This window comes from Massilia sp. BAP21 (assembly GCF_057801335.1).
Genome location: NZ_CM173596.1, coordinates 2,089,561 through 2,106,379, shown reverse-complemented (window position 1 = coordinate 2,106,379; position 16,819 = coordinate 2,089,561). Strand labels below are relative to the sequence as shown.

15 protein-coding genes are annotated in these 16,819 nt (G+C 66.3%); 9 read left to right on the top strand and 6 right to left on the bottom strand.

Annotated features, from left to right (window positions below; genetic code table 11):
• Window positions 1–226: 226 nt before the first annotated feature.
• From ACWYRN_RS09280 to ACWYRN_RS09240, 9 genes are all read left to right on the top strand, one after another.
• On the top strand, window positions 227–1,414 hold the full coding sequence (locus ACWYRN_RS09280; protein ID WP_488692118.1) for a DegT/DnrJ/EryC1/StrS family aminotransferase: 1,188 nt from the start codon (window positions 227–229) through the stop codon (window positions 1,412–1,414).
• Window positions 1,411–2,484, top strand: a complete 1,074-nt coding sequence (locus tag ACWYRN_RS09275) for a GNAT family N-acetyltransferase (protein ID WP_488692117.1) — start codon at window positions 1,411–1,413, stop codon at window positions 2,482–2,484. Before ACWYRN_RS09280 ends, ACWYRN_RS09275 begins: the two co-directional genes overlap by 4 nt.
• Window positions 2,481–2,729, top strand: a complete 249-nt coding sequence (locus ACWYRN_RS09270) for an acyl carrier protein (RefSeq protein ID WP_488692116.1) — start codon at window positions 2,481–2,483, stop codon at window positions 2,727–2,729. Before ACWYRN_RS09275 ends, ACWYRN_RS09270 begins: the two co-directional genes overlap by 4 nt.
• The gene (locus ACWYRN_RS09265; protein WP_488692115.1) at window positions 2,730–3,572 is read left to right on the top strand and encodes a hydrolase 2, exosortase A system-associated; all 843 of its coding nucleotides are present in this window, start codon (window positions 2,730–2,732) and stop codon (window positions 3,570–3,572) included.
• Window positions 3,565–4,428 carry a hydrolase 1, exosortase A system-associated gene (locus ACWYRN_RS09260; protein ID WP_488692114.1) on the top strand — a complete coding sequence of 288 codons (864 nt, stop codon included), beginning with the start codon at window positions 3,565–3,567 and terminating at the stop codon, window positions 4,426–4,428. Before ACWYRN_RS09265 ends, ACWYRN_RS09260 begins: the two co-directional genes overlap by 8 nt.
• A gap of 94 nt (window positions 4,429–4,522) precedes the next feature.
• Window positions 4,523–5,293, top strand: a complete 771-nt coding sequence (gene modA, locus ACWYRN_RS09255) for a molybdate ABC transporter substrate-binding protein (protein WP_488692113.1) — start codon at window positions 4,523–4,525, stop codon at window positions 5,291–5,293.
• A 20-nt stretch (window positions 5,294–5,313) separates the two neighbouring features.
• Window positions 5,314–5,985, top strand: a complete 672-nt coding sequence (gene modB, locus ACWYRN_RS09250; RefSeq protein ID WP_229436118.1) for a molybdate ABC transporter permease subunit — start codon at window positions 5,314–5,316, stop codon at window positions 5,983–5,985.
• A 9-nt stretch (window positions 5,986–5,994) separates the two neighbouring features.
• Window positions 5,995–6,720 carry an ATP-binding cassette domain-containing protein gene (locus ACWYRN_RS09245; RefSeq protein WP_488692112.1) on the top strand — a complete coding sequence of 242 codons (726 nt, stop codon included), beginning with the start codon at window positions 5,995–5,997 and terminating at the stop codon, window positions 6,718–6,720.
• Between the two features lie 88 nt (window positions 6,721–6,808).
• Window positions 6,809–7,624, top strand: a complete 816-nt coding sequence (locus ACWYRN_RS09240) for a TOBE domain-containing protein (RefSeq protein WP_488692111.1) — start codon at window positions 6,809–6,811, stop codon at window positions 7,622–7,624.
• Between the two features lie 43 nt (window positions 7,625–7,667).
• On the opposite strand, the gene ACWYRN_RS09235 is transcribed toward ACWYRN_RS09240, so the two are convergent.
• The 6 genes from ACWYRN_RS09235 to ACWYRN_RS09210 form a co-directional block, all read right to left on the bottom strand.
• A complete protein-coding gene (locus tag ACWYRN_RS09235; protein WP_488692110.1) occupies window positions 7,668–9,083 on the bottom strand; it encodes a right-handed parallel beta-helix repeat-containing protein in 1,416 nt (471 codons plus the stop codon).
• Window positions 9,080–10,441 carry a PEP-CTERM-box response regulator transcription factor gene (prsR, locus tag ACWYRN_RS09230; RefSeq protein WP_488692109.1) on the bottom strand — a complete coding sequence of 454 codons (1,362 nt, stop codon included), beginning with the start codon at window positions 10,439–10,441 and terminating at the stop codon, window positions 9,080–9,082. Before prsR ends, ACWYRN_RS09235 begins: the two co-directional genes overlap by 4 nt.
• Before the next feature lie 59 nt (window positions 10,442–10,500).
• Window positions 10,501–12,594: an XrtA/PEP-CTERM system histidine kinase PrsK gene (prsK, locus tag ACWYRN_RS09225; protein WP_488692108.1), complete on the bottom strand. Its 2,094-nt coding sequence runs from the start codon at window positions 12,592–12,594 to the stop codon at window positions 10,501–10,503.
• A 64-nt stretch (window positions 12,595–12,658) separates the two neighbouring features.
• Window positions 12,659–14,062, bottom strand: coding sequence for a TIGR03013 family XrtA/PEP-CTERM system glycosyltransferase (locus ACWYRN_RS09220; RefSeq protein ID WP_488692107.1), 1,404 nt, complete (start codon window positions 14,060–14,062; stop codon window positions 12,659–12,661).
• A 33-nt stretch (window positions 14,063–14,095) separates the two neighbouring features.
• Window positions 14,096–15,172 carry an SDR family oxidoreductase gene (locus ACWYRN_RS09215; RefSeq protein ID WP_488692106.1) on the bottom strand — a complete coding sequence of 359 codons (1,077 nt, stop codon included), beginning with the start codon at window positions 15,170–15,172 and terminating at the stop codon, window positions 14,096–14,098.
• A 73-nt stretch (window positions 15,173–15,245) separates the two neighbouring features.
• Window positions 15,246–16,535: a nucleotide sugar dehydrogenase gene (locus tag ACWYRN_RS09210; RefSeq protein WP_488692105.1), complete on the bottom strand. Its 1,290-nt coding sequence runs from the start codon at window positions 16,533–16,535 to the stop codon at window positions 15,246–15,248.
• Window positions 16,536–16,819 lie beyond the last annotated feature (284 nt).

Genomic DNA, 16,819 nt, shown 5'->3' with positions numbered 1-16,819 from the left:
TTGGTTAGAGCCTATTCCAGCAGGTACGGGGAAGCGGATGGCGACAGCATGGCAAGCGCGGGCAAGGCGCGAGGAGGCCGCATGGTGGTTCCACGAGTTTACCAACTGCGCGACGAGCAACGCCGCCCCCGCTTGTCAGGCGCGCCAGCAGCGACTCGGACCTGCTGGGATAGGCTCTAAACATGTTCTGTGGCAAATTATTCAACACAAGGTTTATACTGAAGCCATGCTTGCGTCTTCGTCTTCCACCCATCCGGCCATTCCCCTGGCACCGGTCTTGTCCGCTTCGTCGTTCCGGCGCGCGGCAAGTGCACCTGCGCGCACGGTGCTCGATGCAGGGTCGTATAGGCTGGTGACGAGCGGACGCGTGGCGATCGCGCTGGCGCTGCGCGAGCTCGGCGTCCAGGCCGGCGACACGGTGCTGGTGCCGGCCTACCACAGCCCCTCGATGATCCCGCCGGTCCTCTGGCGCGCGGCCACGCCCGTGTTCTACCGGGTCGGCCCCGATGCGCGTGTCGACCTCGACCACCTGGCGGCCAGGATCGATGCCGGCACGCGCGCCGTGATGGTCACCCATTACTTCGGCTTCCCCCAGGACATGGCGCCGATCCGCGCCCTGTGCGACGCGCGCGGCATTGCCCTGGTCGAGGACTGCGCCCATGCCTTCATCGGCGAGCATGGTGGCCAGCCGCTGGGCAGCTGGGGCGATTATGCGATTGCCAGCAGCATGAAGTTCTTCCCGATCTACGAAGGCGGCGCGCTGGTGTCGAAGCAGCGCAGCCTGGAAGGCGTGCAGGTGCGCTCGGCCGGCGCCGGCTTCGAAGCGAAAGCGCTTCTCAATTCGCTGGAACGCGGCTTTGCCTACGGCCGCCTGCCCGCCGTGCAGGCCGCCCTGTGGCTGCCGCTGCGGGCGAAGGGGGCCCTCTGGGGCATGCTGAAACGCGGCCGCAGCACACCGGCCAGGGCGCTGGCCCCGGACTCCTCGGACAGCAGCTTCAACTTCGACCCGCGCTGGCTCGACAAGCGCTCTTCCCTGTTCGCGCGCAGCATGTTGAAGCTGGCCTCGCCGGCACGCATCCAGGCGCTGCGCCGCAGCCATTACGCGCGGCTGGACACAGCCCTGCGCGGCCTGCCCGGCGTGCGCCCGCTGCACGAACGCCTGCCCGACGGCGCCTGTCCCTGGGTCTTCCCGCTGCTGGCCGACGACCCGGAAGCCCTGTTCGCGCGCCTGAAAACGGCGGGGGTGCCGCTGACGCGCTTCGGCCACCCGCTGTGGGGAGGCATGGATGCCGGCACCTGCCCGAACGCCGCCATGCTGTCGCGCCGGGTGCTGTCGCTGCCCTGCCACCAGGAGCTGCGCGAGGCGGAAGTCGACTGGCTGGTCCAGGCCGTGCGCAAGGCGGTGCTGGCATGAGCTGGCGCATCCATCCTGCGCGCGACTTCGCCCGGCATGCCGCCGACTGGGAAAGCCTGCATGCACGCGGCCCGGCCATCAGCCTGCTGGCGGTCGACTTTGTCGCGCCGCTGGTCGAGCAATTCGGCCGCGAGGGAGATCTGCTGGCCGTCTGGCGCAAGGATGGCACGGTCGGCGCCATGGCCATCGTGCGCCCGACGCGGCGCGGCGCCTGGGCCACCTTCCAGCCGGCGCAGGCGCCGCTCGGCCTGTGGTTGCAGCAGCCCGGCCTGGACACGGAAAAGCTGGCGCGCAGCCTGCTCGGCGCCCTGCCCGGCTTTCCGCTGATCTTCGCGCTGACCCAGATGGACCCGATGCTGATGCCGCGGCCGGCCGACGGCCCCTGCACCCGCACCCTCGACTACATCGACACCGCACGCGTGACGTTGGGCGGCAGCTTCGAGGACTACTGGGCCGGGCGCGGCAAGAACCTGCGCGGCAACCTGAAGAAGCAGCGCGCGCGCCTGGAACGCGAAGGCATCGCCACCCGCCTGCAAATCGACCGCGACCCGGCAGCCATGGCGCAGGCCGTGGCCGACTACGGCCGCCTGGAAAGCTCGGGCTGGAAGGCCGGCAAGGGCACGGCGGTCAGCGCCGATAACGCCCAGGGCCGCTACTACCGCGCCATGCTCGAAGCGCTGGCGCAACGAAACGCCGCGAGCCGCATCTCCTCCAGTGTTTACCGGTATTATTTCAACGAGCAGCTGGTCGCGATGGACCTGTGCGTGGAAGACGCCGACAGCATCGTGGTCCTGAAGACCAGCTACGACGAAAGCGTGCCGAGCAACTGGTCGCCCACGCTGCTGATGCGCGAGGAAGCGACGCGCGCCCTGTTCGACGCCGGCCGTTTTGCCCGCATCGAGTTCTACGGCCGCGTGATGGATTGGCACCTGCGCTGGACGGACGAGGTACGCACTATGTACCATGTTAATTATTACCGCTGGCCCGGACTGCGCCGCCTGCACACGATGCTCGACGCACGGTTAAATGCACGCAACCGGCCCGCCCCCACACCGACGACGAGCTTATGAAGTACCTTGAAGAAGTCAAAACCCTCCTGATCGACGTGCTGAACCTCGGCCCCGCCGGCCAGGCCCTGAACGCCGATTCGCCGCTGCTGGGCAGCCTGCCCGAGCTCGACTCGATGGGCGTGGTCACCCTGATCGGCGCCCTGGATGAACATTTCGGCATCGCCATCGACGACGACGACATCAGCGCCAGCACCTTTGCCACCCTCGGCAGCCTGGCCGCCTTTGTCGAAGAGCGCGCACAGTAAATGGGCGCGCCCGGCCACGCTCCCGCCGACGCCTTTTTCCTCGACACAGCGGATGGCCCGCGCTTTTGCCTCTACCACGCCCCCGTGGGCGAGTGCCGCGGCGCGCTGGTCTACCTGCACCCGTTTGCCGAGGAGATGAACCGTGCGCGGCGCATGGCCGCGCTGCAGGCGCGCGCGCTGGCCGCGCAAGGATTCGCCGTGCTGCTGCTGGATTTGCACGGCTGCGGCGACAGCGACGGCGACTTCGGCGACGCGTCCTGGGATGGCTGGCTGCGCGACGTCGCGCAAGCGCGTGGCTGGCTCGAACAAAAGACCGGTTGCACCGCCGGCCTGTGGGGCCTGCGCCTGGGCGCCCTGCTCGCGGTCTGCCACGCCCAGCGTGCACCGGTACCGCCGGCACGGCTGCTGCTGTGGCAACCGGTGACCATCGGTTCGGGCTACCTGAACCAGTTCCTGCGCCTGAAACTGGCGGGCGAACTGCTGGCCGGCGGCAGCGACAGCGGCGGCACCGACGCGCTGCGCGAAGCGTTAAAAGCCGGCGAAGCGCTGGAAATCGCCGGCTATGCCTTGAGCCCGGCGCTGGCCGAAGGCATCGATGCGGCCGATGCGCGCGCCCTGGCGCCGCGCTGCACTATCGACTGGTGCGAAGTCGTGGCCGCGCCGGAGCGCCCGCTGCCGCCGGCCGCCGCGCGCGTGGTCGAGACCTGGCGCCTGCAGGGCAGCCGGGTGAATGTGCACCTGGCCGCCGGCCCGCAGTTCTGGGCCGCGCCCGAGACCGTCGATTGCCCGAACCTGATCGCGGCCAGCAGCGCCGCCCTGACCCACGATGCAGCCAATGCCTGAAGAACGCGCCCTTTCCTTCGCCTGCGGCGACGCCTGGCTGTACGGGATCGTCAGCCTGCCCGCCGCAGCGAATACGCCGCACCAGCGCGGTGTGCTGATCGTGGTCGGCGGCCCGCAATACCGCGCCGGCAGCCACCGCCAGTTCACCCTGCTGGCACGCGACCTGGCCGCGGCTGGCGTGCCGGCGATGCGCTTCGACTACCGCGGCATGGGCGATAGCGAGGGAGACTTGCGCGCTTTCGACAGCGTCGACGACGACCTGCGCGCGGCGATCGACCGCTTCTTCCTCGAAGTACCGGGCATGCGGGAAGTGGTGCTCTGGGGCCTGTGCGACGGCGCCTCGGCCGCTGCCATGTACGCGCCCCAGGATGCGCGCGTGGCCGGGCTGGTGCTACTCAATCCCTGGGTGCGCACCGAGGAAGGCGCGGCGCGCGCCACCATCAAGCATTACTACCGCGCGCGCCTGTTCGATGCGCGCCTGTGGAAGAAGGTCGCCAGCGGCCAGTTCGACGTGAAAGCCTCGGTGCGCGGCTTGTGGCAAGACCTGGGCAAGGCCTTCCGGCCGCGCCCGCAGCCCGAAGCCAGCGTGGCTGCGCCGTCAGATTCCCCACTGCCCGAACGCATGCAAACGGCGCTCACCCGTTTCGGCGGCCGCGTGCTGGTGGTGCTGAGCGGCGCCGACCTGACGGCCCAGGAATTCGCCGATTTGTCCGCGCGTCCCGGCGCCTGGCAAACACTGCTGGCCGCACCGCGCTTCACGCGCCAGAAGATCGAGAAAGCCGACCACACCTTCTCGCGCCGCCCCTGGCAAGACCAGGTGTCAAGCTGGACCCGCGACTGGCTGCGTTCCTGGTAAACAGTCCCGCGTCAACGCATCCGTACGAACCGCAATATACGGAAGTATATAACGCTGTTACACTGGCGGGACTTACCCATCAAGAGGACTTCCCGTGTCTGCCGTGACCACCCGCCGTTTGCTTGCCACCGCCGTCCTGTTCGCGGCCAGCGCCGCGTTTCACATCACTTCCCAAGCCGCCGAAATCACCGTCTCGGCCGCCGCCAGCCTGACCGACGCCTTCAAGGAAATCGCGCAAAGCTACGAAGCCGCCCACCCGGGCAGCAAGGTGCTGCTGAACTTCGCCGCCTCCGGCGCCCTGCTGCAGCAGATAGCCAAGGGCGCGCCGGTCGACGTGTTCGCCTCGGCCGACCAGGAAACCATGGACGCGGCCGTCAAGCAGAAGCTGGTGGCCCCGAACGAGCGCGTGAATTTCGTGCGCAATACCCTGGTGCTGGTGGTCCCGGCCGACAGCACCCTGAACCTGAAACGCGTCGACGACCTGCGCCAGGAAAAAGTGACGCGCCTGGCCGTCGGCAACCCGGCCAGCGTACCGGCCGGCCGCTACACCCAGGACGCCCTGGTGGCGGCGAAGCTGTGGGCGCCGCTGGGCCCGAAAATGATCATGACGCAGAACGTGCGCCAGGCGCTCGACTACGTGGCGCGCGGCGAAACCGAGGCCGGCTTCGTCTACGGTTCGGACGCCGTCGCCTTCAAGGGCAAGGTCAAGGTGACGATGGAGGTGCCGCTGTCCACGCCGATCAGCTACCCGATCGCCGCCACCGCCGGCGCGAAAGACCTTGCCGAGGCACGCCGCTTCATCGCCTGGGTCCGGGCCCCGGCAGCGCAGGCCGTGCTGGCCCGCTACGGCTTCCTCAAGCCTTGAACACGATTCGCTGATCCTCGATGCACCCGACCTGGACCGCCCTCGCCCTGTCGCTGAAAGTCGCCTGCTGGGCCACCGCGATTGCGCTCGTACTGGGGGTGGCGGTCGGCTTCCTGCTGGCGCGGCGCCGCTTTCCGGGGCGCGAACTGCTGGACACGATCCTCACCCTGCCGATGGTGATGCCGCCCACCGTGCTCGGCTACTACCTGCTGGTGCTGCTGGGCCGCAAGGGCTGGATCGGGCAAAGCCTGCAGGACTGGTTCGGCATCAACCTGATCTTCACCTGGCAGGGCGCCGTGATCGCCGCGGCGATTGTCGCCTTCCCGTTGGTATTCAAGCCGGCGCGCGCCGCCTTCGAGACCGTCGACGGCCGCCTGGAAGACGCGGCGCGCGTGCTCGGCATCTCCGAGGCGGCGCTGTTCCTGCGCGTGACCCTGCCGCTGGCCTGGCGCGGCATCCTGGCCGGCGCCCTGCTCGCATTCGCACGCGCGATGGGCGAATTCGGCGCCACGCTGATGGTGGCCGGCAGCATCCCGGGGCGCACCCAGACGCTGTCGATTGCCGTCTACGAGGCGGTGCAGGCCGGGCAGGACGACATCGCGAATACCCTGGTCCTGATCACCTCGGCGGTCTGCATCGCCGTGCTGCTGACGGCGGGGCGGCTTGCCCCGGGCCGCGTCGGGTACCGCTAGAATCATCCGATGCAATTCGATCTCGACATCCAGAAAACCCTGCGCTCCGGCAAACGCACGTTTCATCTGAACCTGCGCCTGCAGTCCGACAGCCAGCGCCTGGTCATCCTCGGTCCTTCGGGCGCCGGCAAGAGCCAGACGCTGCGCGCGATCGCCGGCCTGCTGCGCCCGGACAGCGGCCGCATCATGGTCGGCGGCGCCCTGCTGTTCGATGCGCAGCAGCGCATCAACCTGAAGCCGCAGGCGCGCCGCATGGGCTACCTGTTCCAGGACTACGCCCTGTTCCCGCACCTGAGCGTGCGCCAGAACATCGCCTTTGGCGAGACGCCGGGCTGGCACAATCCGGGCAGGCGGGCCGGCAGCGAGGCAGTCGAACGCTGGCTCGCCGCCTTCCACCTCGAGCACCTGGCGCACCAGCTGCCGGGCGAACTCTCGGGCGGCCAGCGCCAGCGCGTGGCCCTGGCGCGCGCCCTGGTGGCGCAGCCGGCGGCCCTGCTGCTGGACGAACCCTTCGCCGCCCTCGATCCGGACCTGCGCACGGTCCTGCGCGGCGAGTTGGACCGCCTGCAGCGCGAGCTGGCGCTGCCGATGATCCTGATCAGCCACGACGTGGCCGACGCCGAGGTCTTCGGCGACCACGTAGTGCGCATGCAGGATGGCGCCGTCCACCATGGCGCGCTCGTCATGGATGCCGACATCGACCCCGTACTTGCTGAAAAGAAAACGCACAGGTAGGATCGCGCATCCTTGCGCGCTGCCTGCGCAACCTTACCGGAGCCACCATGTTCTTCATCTCTTTCCTGTCCTGCCAAGAGGCCGCAGCATGAGTGCGCCTTCCGACAAGCCCCTGGAACTGCAGGGCAAGCTCTGGCTGACCGTCGGCGGCGAAAACTTTGGCGGCGGCAACCGCCTGACCCTGCTGGCGAAGATTGCCGAGTGCGGCTCGATCACCCAGGCCGCCAAAGCCGCCGGAATGAGCTACAAGGCGGCCTGGGACGCCATCGACACCATGAACAACCTCGCCGGCGAGCCGCTGGTCGAGCGCGCGGCCGGCGGCAAGGGCGGCGGCGGTACCCGCCTCACGCCACGCGGCGTCCAGCTGGTGCAGAACTTCCAGCAAGTGGAACAGGAACACCGGCGCTTTGTCGAACAACTCGGACGGCAGAGCGCAGGCCTGGCCGACGAATACCTGCTCATCAGGAGAATCAGCATGCGCACCAGCGCCCGTAACCAGTTCCTCGGTAAAGTTGCCTCGGTCAAGACCGGCGCCGTCAATGACGAGATCGCACTCGACGTCGCCGGCGGCCACCGCATCGTGGCAGTGATCACCCATGGCAGCACCCAGGAACTCGGCCTCAAGCCCGGCGCCGAAGCATTTGCGCTGATCAAGGCCTCGTCGATCATCCTGGTGGCAGCAGACGAAACCGCGCGCTTCTCGGCACGCAACCAGTTGCGCGGCACCGTGTCGCGGGTGCAGCCGGGCGCCGTGAACACCGAGGTCGTGATCGACCTGGACGGCGGCGTGGCGGTGGCGGCGATCGTGACCAACGACAGCAGCGAGGCGCTGGAGCTGGCGGCAGGCAAGCCGGTGACGGCCATTTTCAAGGCGTCGAGCGTGATCCTGGCGGTACCAGACTGATTCTCCGCTTATCGAAAGATATCTGTCGATAAGCCTTTCACGCTCACGGCACGGCGCGCAGGCACTGCCTGAAATCCTCGAATGCACCGAAAGCGCGTTGTGCCCCGCGCTCCTGGCCACACAGATCGCTGCCAGGCTCCCCGGCTTGACGGCGGGGTGCGCCATCCCGCCAACGCAGATCGACACGCGCGCTATCGGTGAACAGCGCCCGCTGCGGATGCCGCCCCAGGTACAGCTGCCAGATCGGCGTGACCAGGTTCTCGCCCAGCCGCACCACGCCGCCGGCATCGCTGCGGATCGGCCCGTCGACCAGGTTGCCCTCGAAGGTGGCGCTGCTGGTGGGGAAGCGCACCTGCACCCCGGCCGTGTCGAGCAGGGTGTTGTCGAGGATGCGCGTGCCCGCTGCGCTGTTCAAATACATGCCGACGTCGGAACAGCCGGCCACCAGGTTGGCGCGCATGATGCCGGCGTCGTGCTCGGTGATGCATTGGCGGTCGCGGCAATAGCGCTTGCCGGTGCCGCCGCCGCCGAACGACAGGCCGATGCGCTGCCCCGGCGCGCCCAGCAGCTTTTCCTCGCACAGCACCACGTTGCGTTCGAAGACCGTGCGCTGGGCGCCGCCCTTGGCATAGGCGCCATAGCTGATGCGGTCGCCGCTGCCCTTGACGAAGTCGCGGATGATGTTGGCGCGCACCGTCCAGTCGCTGGCGCCGACCAGGTCGATCGGCGTCACCGGCCTGGCAGTGCGGCGCGCGCCCGTGTTGGACAGGGTGTTCGATTCGATCAGGCCGTGGTCGGGAAAGGCGCCCTTTTCGCCGTTGATCTTGAAGTGGGCGTTGAAGTCGGCCAGCGTGTTGTTGCGGGCAACGAAATGGTGGGCGTTGCCGACTACGTGGAAGGCATGCTGGCAGTTGTCGTCGTAGCGGCAGGCGCCGCGGATGCCCAGGTTTTCGAAACGCCAGTAGGGCGCCGACACCACGAAGCCCTCGGCGCTGTCGAAGGCGATCCGCACCGTGCCGGGAAGCGCGGCGCGCACGACGATCGGCGCCTCCGCGCTGCCGGCACGGCTGGCGAATAGCTTGCCCTTGACCGCATAGCTGCCGGGCAGGAAGGTGATGACGTCGCCGGGGGCGGCAGCGGCCAGCGCCCGCCGCGCTTCCTCGACCGTGGCAACCGGACGTTCGTTGCCTTCGCTGGGCGCGGCCTGCGGCTGGGCGCCGACCACCAGCGGCGGCATCGCCTGGCCCAGCGCACTGCCGCGGTCCAGGCGCAGCAAGGCGCCCGCAGTCACGCGGCCGGCGCCTTCGATCAGCGCGTTGTGCCCGCTCGTGCGGTGCAGCAGGTAAGGCGCCAGCGCGCGCGGCGCCACGCCTTGCGCCTGCAGATACGCCAGCGCGCCGGCAACGGCGCCCACGAACAGCAGCGCCAGCAGCGCCAGCGCGCCGGCCAGGCGCTTCACGTTCCGGTCTTGATGTTGTGGCGGCTCATCAGGTCGTACATGGTCGGGCGGCTGATGCCGAGGATCTCGGACGCCTTGACGATGTTGCCGTCCACCCGTGCCAGCGCCTTGACGATGGCCTTGTACTCGGCTTCGTCGCGTACCTGGCGCAGATTGATCGGCTCTTCTTCCAGCCCCTCGCCCGGCAGGCCCAGGTCGTCGGCGACGATCGTGTTCCCGTCGGCCATGATCACGGCGCGCTTGATGTAGTTTTCCATCTCGCGCACGTTGCCCGGCCAGTTGTAGGCCTCGATGGCGGCGATCGCATCCGGCGCGAAGTGCAGCGACGGGCGCGACTCGGCGGCGCAGAACTTGTTCTTGAAGTGGTGCGCCAGCAGGGCGGCATCGCCTTCGCGCTCGCGCAGCGGCGGAATGGTGACCACGATCTCGGACAGGCGGTAATACAAGTCTTCGCGGAAGCGCCCGGTGGCGCAGAGTTCCTTCAGCTTCTGGTGGGTCGCGCAGACGATGCGCACGTCGACCGGAATTTCTTCGTGGCCGCCGATGCGCTCGATCACGCGCTCCTGCAGGAAGCGCAGCAGCTTGGCCTGCAGCGGCATCGGCAAATCGCCCACTTCGTCGAGGAAGAAGGTGCCGCCGTGGGCCAGCTCGACTTTACCCTTGGTCTGCTTCGCCGCTCCCGTGAAGGCGCCCTTCTCGTAGCCGAACAGTTCGGATTCGAGCAGGTTTTCGGGAATTGCCGCGCAGTTGATCGCCATGAAGCGTTCCTTGGCGCGCGGACTCAGTGCGTGCACGGCGCGCGCCAGCACTTCCTTGCCGGTGCCGGATTCGCCCAGCAGCATCACGGAGGCCGAGGTCGGCGCCACCTTCTCGATGCTGCGGCAAATCTTCAGCATGCTCGGCGCACGCGAGATCACGCCCGACATCGGCGAATCGGCTTGCTGCTGCTGCATGCGGCGGTTTTCCTGCTGCAGGTTGTGCAGGAAGAAGGCGCGCTGGATCACCAGGTTCAATACCTCGGGGTCGCAGGGCTTCTGGTGGAAGTCGTAGGCGCCCAGGCCGATCGCTTTCACGGCATTCGCATGGTCCTGGTTACCGGTGAGGACGATCACGCGCGTGTCCGGCGCCAGCGCCAGGATCTGCTGCAGCGTGGCCAGGCCCTCGGTCGAGCCGTCCGGGTCGGGCGGCAGGCCCAGGTCCATGGTCACCACCGCCGGTTCGTGGCGGCGGATCTGGGCCAGCGCCGCTTCGCGGTCGCCGGCCACGACTACGTCGTAGGCATCCAGGCTCCACTTCAGCTGCTTTTGCAGGCCAGGGTCGTCTTCGATGATCAGGAGTTTCGGTTTATTCTGTGTCACGGTGTTCCTTGTCCCTTGCTCTCGTATCGTCTCGTATTGTCTCGTCTTGTACTCGTCGGTCAGGCTGCCCGCTCGAGCAGCGCATCGCGCTGGTAGAGCGGCAGGATGACCTTGAACGTGGTGCCGCGCGAGGGCTGGCTGCTGACCTCCAGGCGTCCACCCAGCTCGTTGATGTATTCGCGGCTCTCGAACACGCCAATGCCCATGCCGGCCGACTTGGTCGACTCGAAAGGCTTGAACAGGCGCTCGCGGATGAACTCCTCGCTCATGCCTTCGCCGGTGTCGGCGATCTCGACCTGCACCGCCTCGCCGGCGCGCACCAGCGAAATGGTGACGCTGCCCTCCTTCGGCGTGGCTTCGATCGCGTTCTGGATCAGGTGACCGAGCACGCGTTCGAGGCGTTCGCGGTCGGCCAGCACGCGCAGGCCGGCATCGATTACCCGCAGCTGCGGGCGCGGTTCGAACGCGGCCTTTTGCGCCATCGCCTGGCGCACCACCGTTTCCAGCGGCTGCGGCGCTGGCTTTTCCTGGACGTCGATGCGGCTCAGCTTTTGCAGCATCAGGCGCATCTTCTGCACCGACAGCGACACCGTTTCCAGCATGTCGGCCTGGAACTCGGGATTGTCCTTGTGCCTGGCGGCGTTGGCGTTCATCAGCGACAGCTGCGAGACCAGGTTCTTCAGGTCGTGCACCACGAAGGTGGACATGCGGTTGAAGGACTCGAACTGGCGCGCCACCATCAGCGCGTTCGCCGCTTCCTGCTGCGCCAGGTAGCTGGCGGCCTGGCTGCCGGCGATGTCGAGCAAATCGATCACTTCCCAATTCAGCTTGATCGGGCTGCGCGCGGTCTGCAGCACCACGAAGCCGAACAGCTTATTCCCCATCATCAGCGGCACCACCAGCCAGCCGCGCGGGTACTCCTTCAGCCACTGCGGCAGTTCCAGGCCATCGTATTTTTCCGGCTCGGTCACGAATTCGCCGAGGTCGATCACCCACTGCGTGCTTTCCAGGAAGCGGCACAGGGCCGAGTCGCCCGGCTCCTTGACGTCGACTTCCGGCCCCTGCCAGTTGGCGGCCGGCTCGTAGGAACCGACGCCGTCAGCTCCCCCTTCGCGGCGCTGCCACAACTGCCCGCCCGGGCTTTCGACCAGGGCCGCCACCGCCTGGATGGCGCGCTCGCCGAGGTTCTCGCCGCCTTCCGACAGCGTGCGCGTAAAACGCATCCACTCTTCGCGGTAGTCGTAGCCGTAGCTATAGAAATGCTTGCTGATGAAGACCTTCAACCAGGCGCGGAAGGTGCCCGAGAACAGGATCCCCGCCAGCAGCAGCAAGGCGCCGAACAGGAAGGTCACCTGCATCACCGTGCCCCAGCTGCCGCCGAAGTAGCGCAGGTAGTAGCCGGCCGAGCCCATCGCCAGCAGATAGATGGCGGAGCCGAACAGCGCGGCCGAGTGGAACATGGCGCGGCGCGACACGGCCAGCGGCGAACTCCAGGACTTGGCGCGCCGCATCGACACCGCGATCAGCGGCACCGTCAGCGCGTTCACCACGCCGCGCGCGGCCCAGATGTCGGGATCGACCTCGCGGAACAGCATCGCGTGGCTGTACAAATAAAAGTCATACGCGAACATGCCGCCGATGGCCAGGCAGACGAACTTGATGGCCCAGCGCTCCTGGGCCGTCTTGTTGCGGTAGGCCTGCTCGACCAGCAGCATGCCGCCCACGGCCTGGGCCACGCGCGCCGTCACCGGCAGCACCGAGTCGAGCAGGGCCAGGTCCCAGTAGCCGGCAAAGGCGGCGCCCAGCGCCAGCAGGTAGCAGACGGCGGCGACGAACAGCGAGGGCCGCACGCCGAAAGGCAGGCGGCTGCCCTTCTGGTGGTAGTCGCCCAGCAGCACCACCAGGAACAGCGACCAGGCGGCATTGCGCGCCACTTCCATGGCGTCGCTGAGATCGGTCCAGAGCATGCCGTCGCCCGCGGCGGCGGCCAGCGCCGCGCCCCACAGCGCCGTGGCGACGCAGGCCAGGGTCAGCACCGGCCCATAGGCGCGCCTGCGCCAGCGGGTGAGCAGCGGCACGGCAAGCGCCGCGAAGCCAATGGCGGCAAAGCCATAGCTGAACGCGGCGATACTGGTCAGGGAAACACTATCCATGGTCTGGGAGGGCCCGCAAAAAGCCGATCCCGGCCGCAGCCGGGACAGGTCGAACCGCAAACGCTTAACGGCCGCTGCGGAACAGCACCACCTTCAGCGTGTCGATCAGGATCAGGAAGTCGAGGAACAGGCTGTTGTTCTTCACGTAATACAGGTCGTACTGCAGTTTCTGCAGCGCGTCCTCGGCCGAGGAACCGTAGCCGTAGCGCACCTGGGCCCAGCCGGTGATGCCCGGCTTGATGCTGTGGCGGACATTGTAGTACGGGACCACTTCGATCAGCTGCTCGACGAAGTAAGGACGCTCCGGACGCGGGCCGACGAAGGACATCTCGCCCTTGAACACGTTGAGGATCTGGGGCAGCTCGTCGATCCGGGTCTTGCGCATGAAGTTGCCCACGCGCGTGACGCGGGGGTCGTTCTGCGCCGCCCACTGCGGCTTGCCGCTCTTTTCGGCGTCGGCGCGCATGCTGCGGAATTTATGGACGAAGAAACTCTTGCCATCCTTGCCGACGCGCTCCTGCGAATAAAAGATCGGGCCGCGGTCTTCCAGGCGAACGGCCAGCGCCGCCAGCAGCATGATCGGGAAGGTCAGCGCCAGGATGGCGGTACTGCACACCAGGTCGAAGCTGCGCTTCATGAAGGTGCGCACGAAACTCTGGTCGAAGCCGCCGCCGAACACCAGCCAGCTCGGCTGGATCGAATCGACGCGGATCTGGCAGGTTTCGCGCTCGAAGAAGGTGGCGGCGTCGGTGACCTTTACGCCTTGCAGTTTGCAGTCCAGCAGTTCCTTGATCGGGAAGCCGCCGCGGCGGTTCTGCACCGAGACCACGATTTCCTGCACGTTATACTGGCGCGCCAGCTTGACCAGCGAATCGCCTTCGCGCACCTTGAGCAGGCCATTCTGCGGCACGCACAAGTCTTCGCCGGCGCCCGGGATGAAACCGGCGATGTCGTAGCGGTGGTAGCGCGCGGCGCGGTCGGCCAGCTCGGCGCATTCCTTGGCCAGCGGGCCGCCGCCGAGGAACATGATGCGCGACTGCAGGAAGCGTGCCTCGGACGTCTTGAAGAAGATCATGCGCGCCAGGTAGATGCCGACCGCCGCCAGGCCGAACACCAGCAGCAGGATGCCGCGGCCCAGCGACAGCTCGGGCGCGATGTAGAACACCAGGGTCAGGATCAGGAAGCCCATCACGAACGACGGCAGGAGCTTCATCAGGAAGGGGTGGCGCAGGCCATCCTCGAAGTCGAGCTGGTACATGCCCATCGCGCTCATGCTGAACACGATGGCCAGGGCAAAGGCGACGGCCGAGGTGAAGAAATGGTCGAGCGGCGGCAGGGTCACGCCATTGTCGACCTCGATGTAGCGCAGGGCCGCGCCGGCGTAGGCGGCGCCGAGCAGCACCAGCACTTCCACCACCAGCAGCACGGAAACGATCTTCGACACGTAGTGATTAGAGATTCTAAACACGTCAGCCCTCCAGTTCTTCTTGTTTCTTCTTGCTTATCCGGATACCGCTTGCGACCCTTGCAGGTCGCGGACGTACCAGTCCATGGCTTGCCGCAGGCCTTCTTCGATGCGGTGCGTGGGCGCATAGCCCAGCAGCGTTTCCGCCTTCGTGATGTCGGCCTGCGAGTGGCGCACGTCGCCACGGCGGAAGTCGACGTATTCCGGGCGGTGCGCTTCCACATGCGGGAAGCGTTCGGCCAGCAGGCCGCGCATCATCGCGTACAGCGCGTTCAGGCTGGTACGCTCGTTGAGCGCCACGTTGTACACCGTGTTGGCGGCTTCGCCCGGCGCCAGCGCGGCCAGCAGGTTCGCCTGCACCACGTTGTCGATGTAGCAAAAATCGCGGCTGGTCTCGCCGTCGCCATTGATGCGCAGCGGCGCGTTGCGGATCAGCGCCGCCACCCACTGCGGGATCACGGCGGCATACGCGCCGTTCGGGTCCTGGCGCGGGCCGAACACGTTGAAGTAGCGCAGGCCAATCGACTCCATGCCATAGGTACGGCCGAACACGTTCGCGTACAGCTCGTTCACATATTTCGTCACCGCATACGGCGACAGCGGGCTGCCGATCACGTCTTCCACCTTCGGCAGGGCCGGGTGGTCGCCGTAGGTCGAGCTCGACGCGGCATAGACGAAGCGACGGACTTTCGCGTCGCGGGCGGCAACGAGCATGTTCAGGAAACCTGTGACATTCGTTTCATTGGTGGCAATCGGATCGTCGATCGAACGCGACACTGAGCCGAGCGCGGCCTGGTGCAGCACGAAGTCTACGCCCTCGCATGCCAGCGCACAGTCCGCTTTGTTGCGAATATCGCCTTCGATGAAATTAAATTTCATCCAGGCGTCTTTTGTGACAGATTCTTTCACCTGCTCCAGGTTGCGGCGATGCCCGGTCGCAAAATTGTCGAGCCCGGTCACGCGCTGGCCGAGCGCGAGCAGCGCCTCCACCAGGTTCGAGCCGATGAAGCCGGCGGCGCCGGTAACCAGCCAATGGTGGCTGTGTTGGCCCAGATGCTGCCTTACGTCTTGAATCTTATTCACAGTTTCGAAACACTTTCTCGATTGCGCCATGCAAGGAACCGCTGGAGACGGCGCAGCCGCCACACAGGCGGCTGCACACAGGCGGCCCTGGCTACAGGCAAATTTACAGGCGCCAGACGCAGTAGCCGGCCTCGCGCAGGGCTGCCTCGTCGAATTGCGACTTGACGTCGATGAAGCAGCCGCCGTCGTTCAGCTTGGCCTGGAAGTCGGTCAGCGACAGCGCCAGCACTTCCTTGTGCGGCACGGCGGCGATCAGGGCGTCGGCTTTCGGCAGGCTGTCCCAGGATTCCAGCTTGATGCCGTACTCGTGCTCGGCTTCGGCGCTTTCAGCCAGCGGATCGTAGACGTGGACGTCGACGCCGTAGCTTTCCAGCTCATGGACGATGTCGGCCACCTTCGAGTTGCGCAGGTCGGGGCAGTTTTCCTTGAAGGTCAGGCCGATGACGTTGACTTTCGCGCCCTTTACCTGGAAGCCCGAGGAAATCATCGACTTAACGGTTTTTTCCGCAACAAACTTGGCCATGCCGTCGTTGATGCGGCGGCCCGCCAGGATCACTTGCGGATGGTAGCCGACCATCTCGGCCTTGTGCGTCAGGTAGTAAGGATCGACGCCGATGCAGTGGCCACCGACCAGGCCCGGGCGGAACGGCAGGAAGTTCCACTTGGTGCCGGCCGCTTTCAGCACTTCCAGCGTGTCGATGCCAATCTTGTCGAAAATGATCGCAAGTTCGTTCATCAGCGCGATATTCAGGTCGCGCTGGGTGTTCTCGATGACCTTTGCCGCTTCCGCCACCTTGATGCTCGAGGCGCGGTGCACGCCGGCGGTGATCACCGATTCGTACAACTGGGCAATCTGTTCCAGCGATTCGTCGTCGTCGCCCGACACGACCTTCAGGATCGTGGTGAGCGTATGTTCCTTGTCGCCCGGGTTGATGCGCTCAGGCGAGAAGCCGACGTGGAAATCGTCCTTCCACTTCAGGCCCGAATGCTTTTCGAGCAACGGAATGCAGACTTCCTCGGTGGCGCCCGGGTACACGGTCGATTCGAAGACGACGATCGCGCCCTTCTTCATGTGCTTGCCGACCGTGGTGCTGGCGCCGATCAGCGGGGTGAAATCCGGGTTATGGGCGATGTCGACCGGGGTTGGCACCGCCACCACCACGTAATCGGCCTCGGCCAGCATGGCCGGGTCGGTCGTCACTTCCAGCTGGCTGGCCGACTTCAGCTGCTCGGTCGAGACTTCGCCCGTCGGGTCGATAAATTGTTTGTAGTTCTCGATTTTGGCTGCCGACAGGTCGAAACCGATCGTTCTTACTTTTTTGCCGAACTCCACTGCCAGTGGCAGCCCGACGTAACCCAGTCCAACTACTGCGACGACCTGATCTGCTTTCATTATCAGCTTCCGTTATCGAATAAAGTTTTGCTATTATGCTAATTTTTAATATAGCATGGAAACAGGAGCCGCCTCAACACCGGGTTCCTGTTTGTAGAATACCAACAACAGACGTTTTTGGACGATGTTGTATTTGCATCTGAACGCTTCCCAAGGCTCCCGTTCCATGCATGCTGGATGAACTTGCCTGAACATGGCGGCTGTGCCGGACGATGCGTAACCGGGCGCCGATGTCTGACGTTCTCCTTACGTGTCTGTGCAGACTTGCTGCGGTGTCCGGGCGA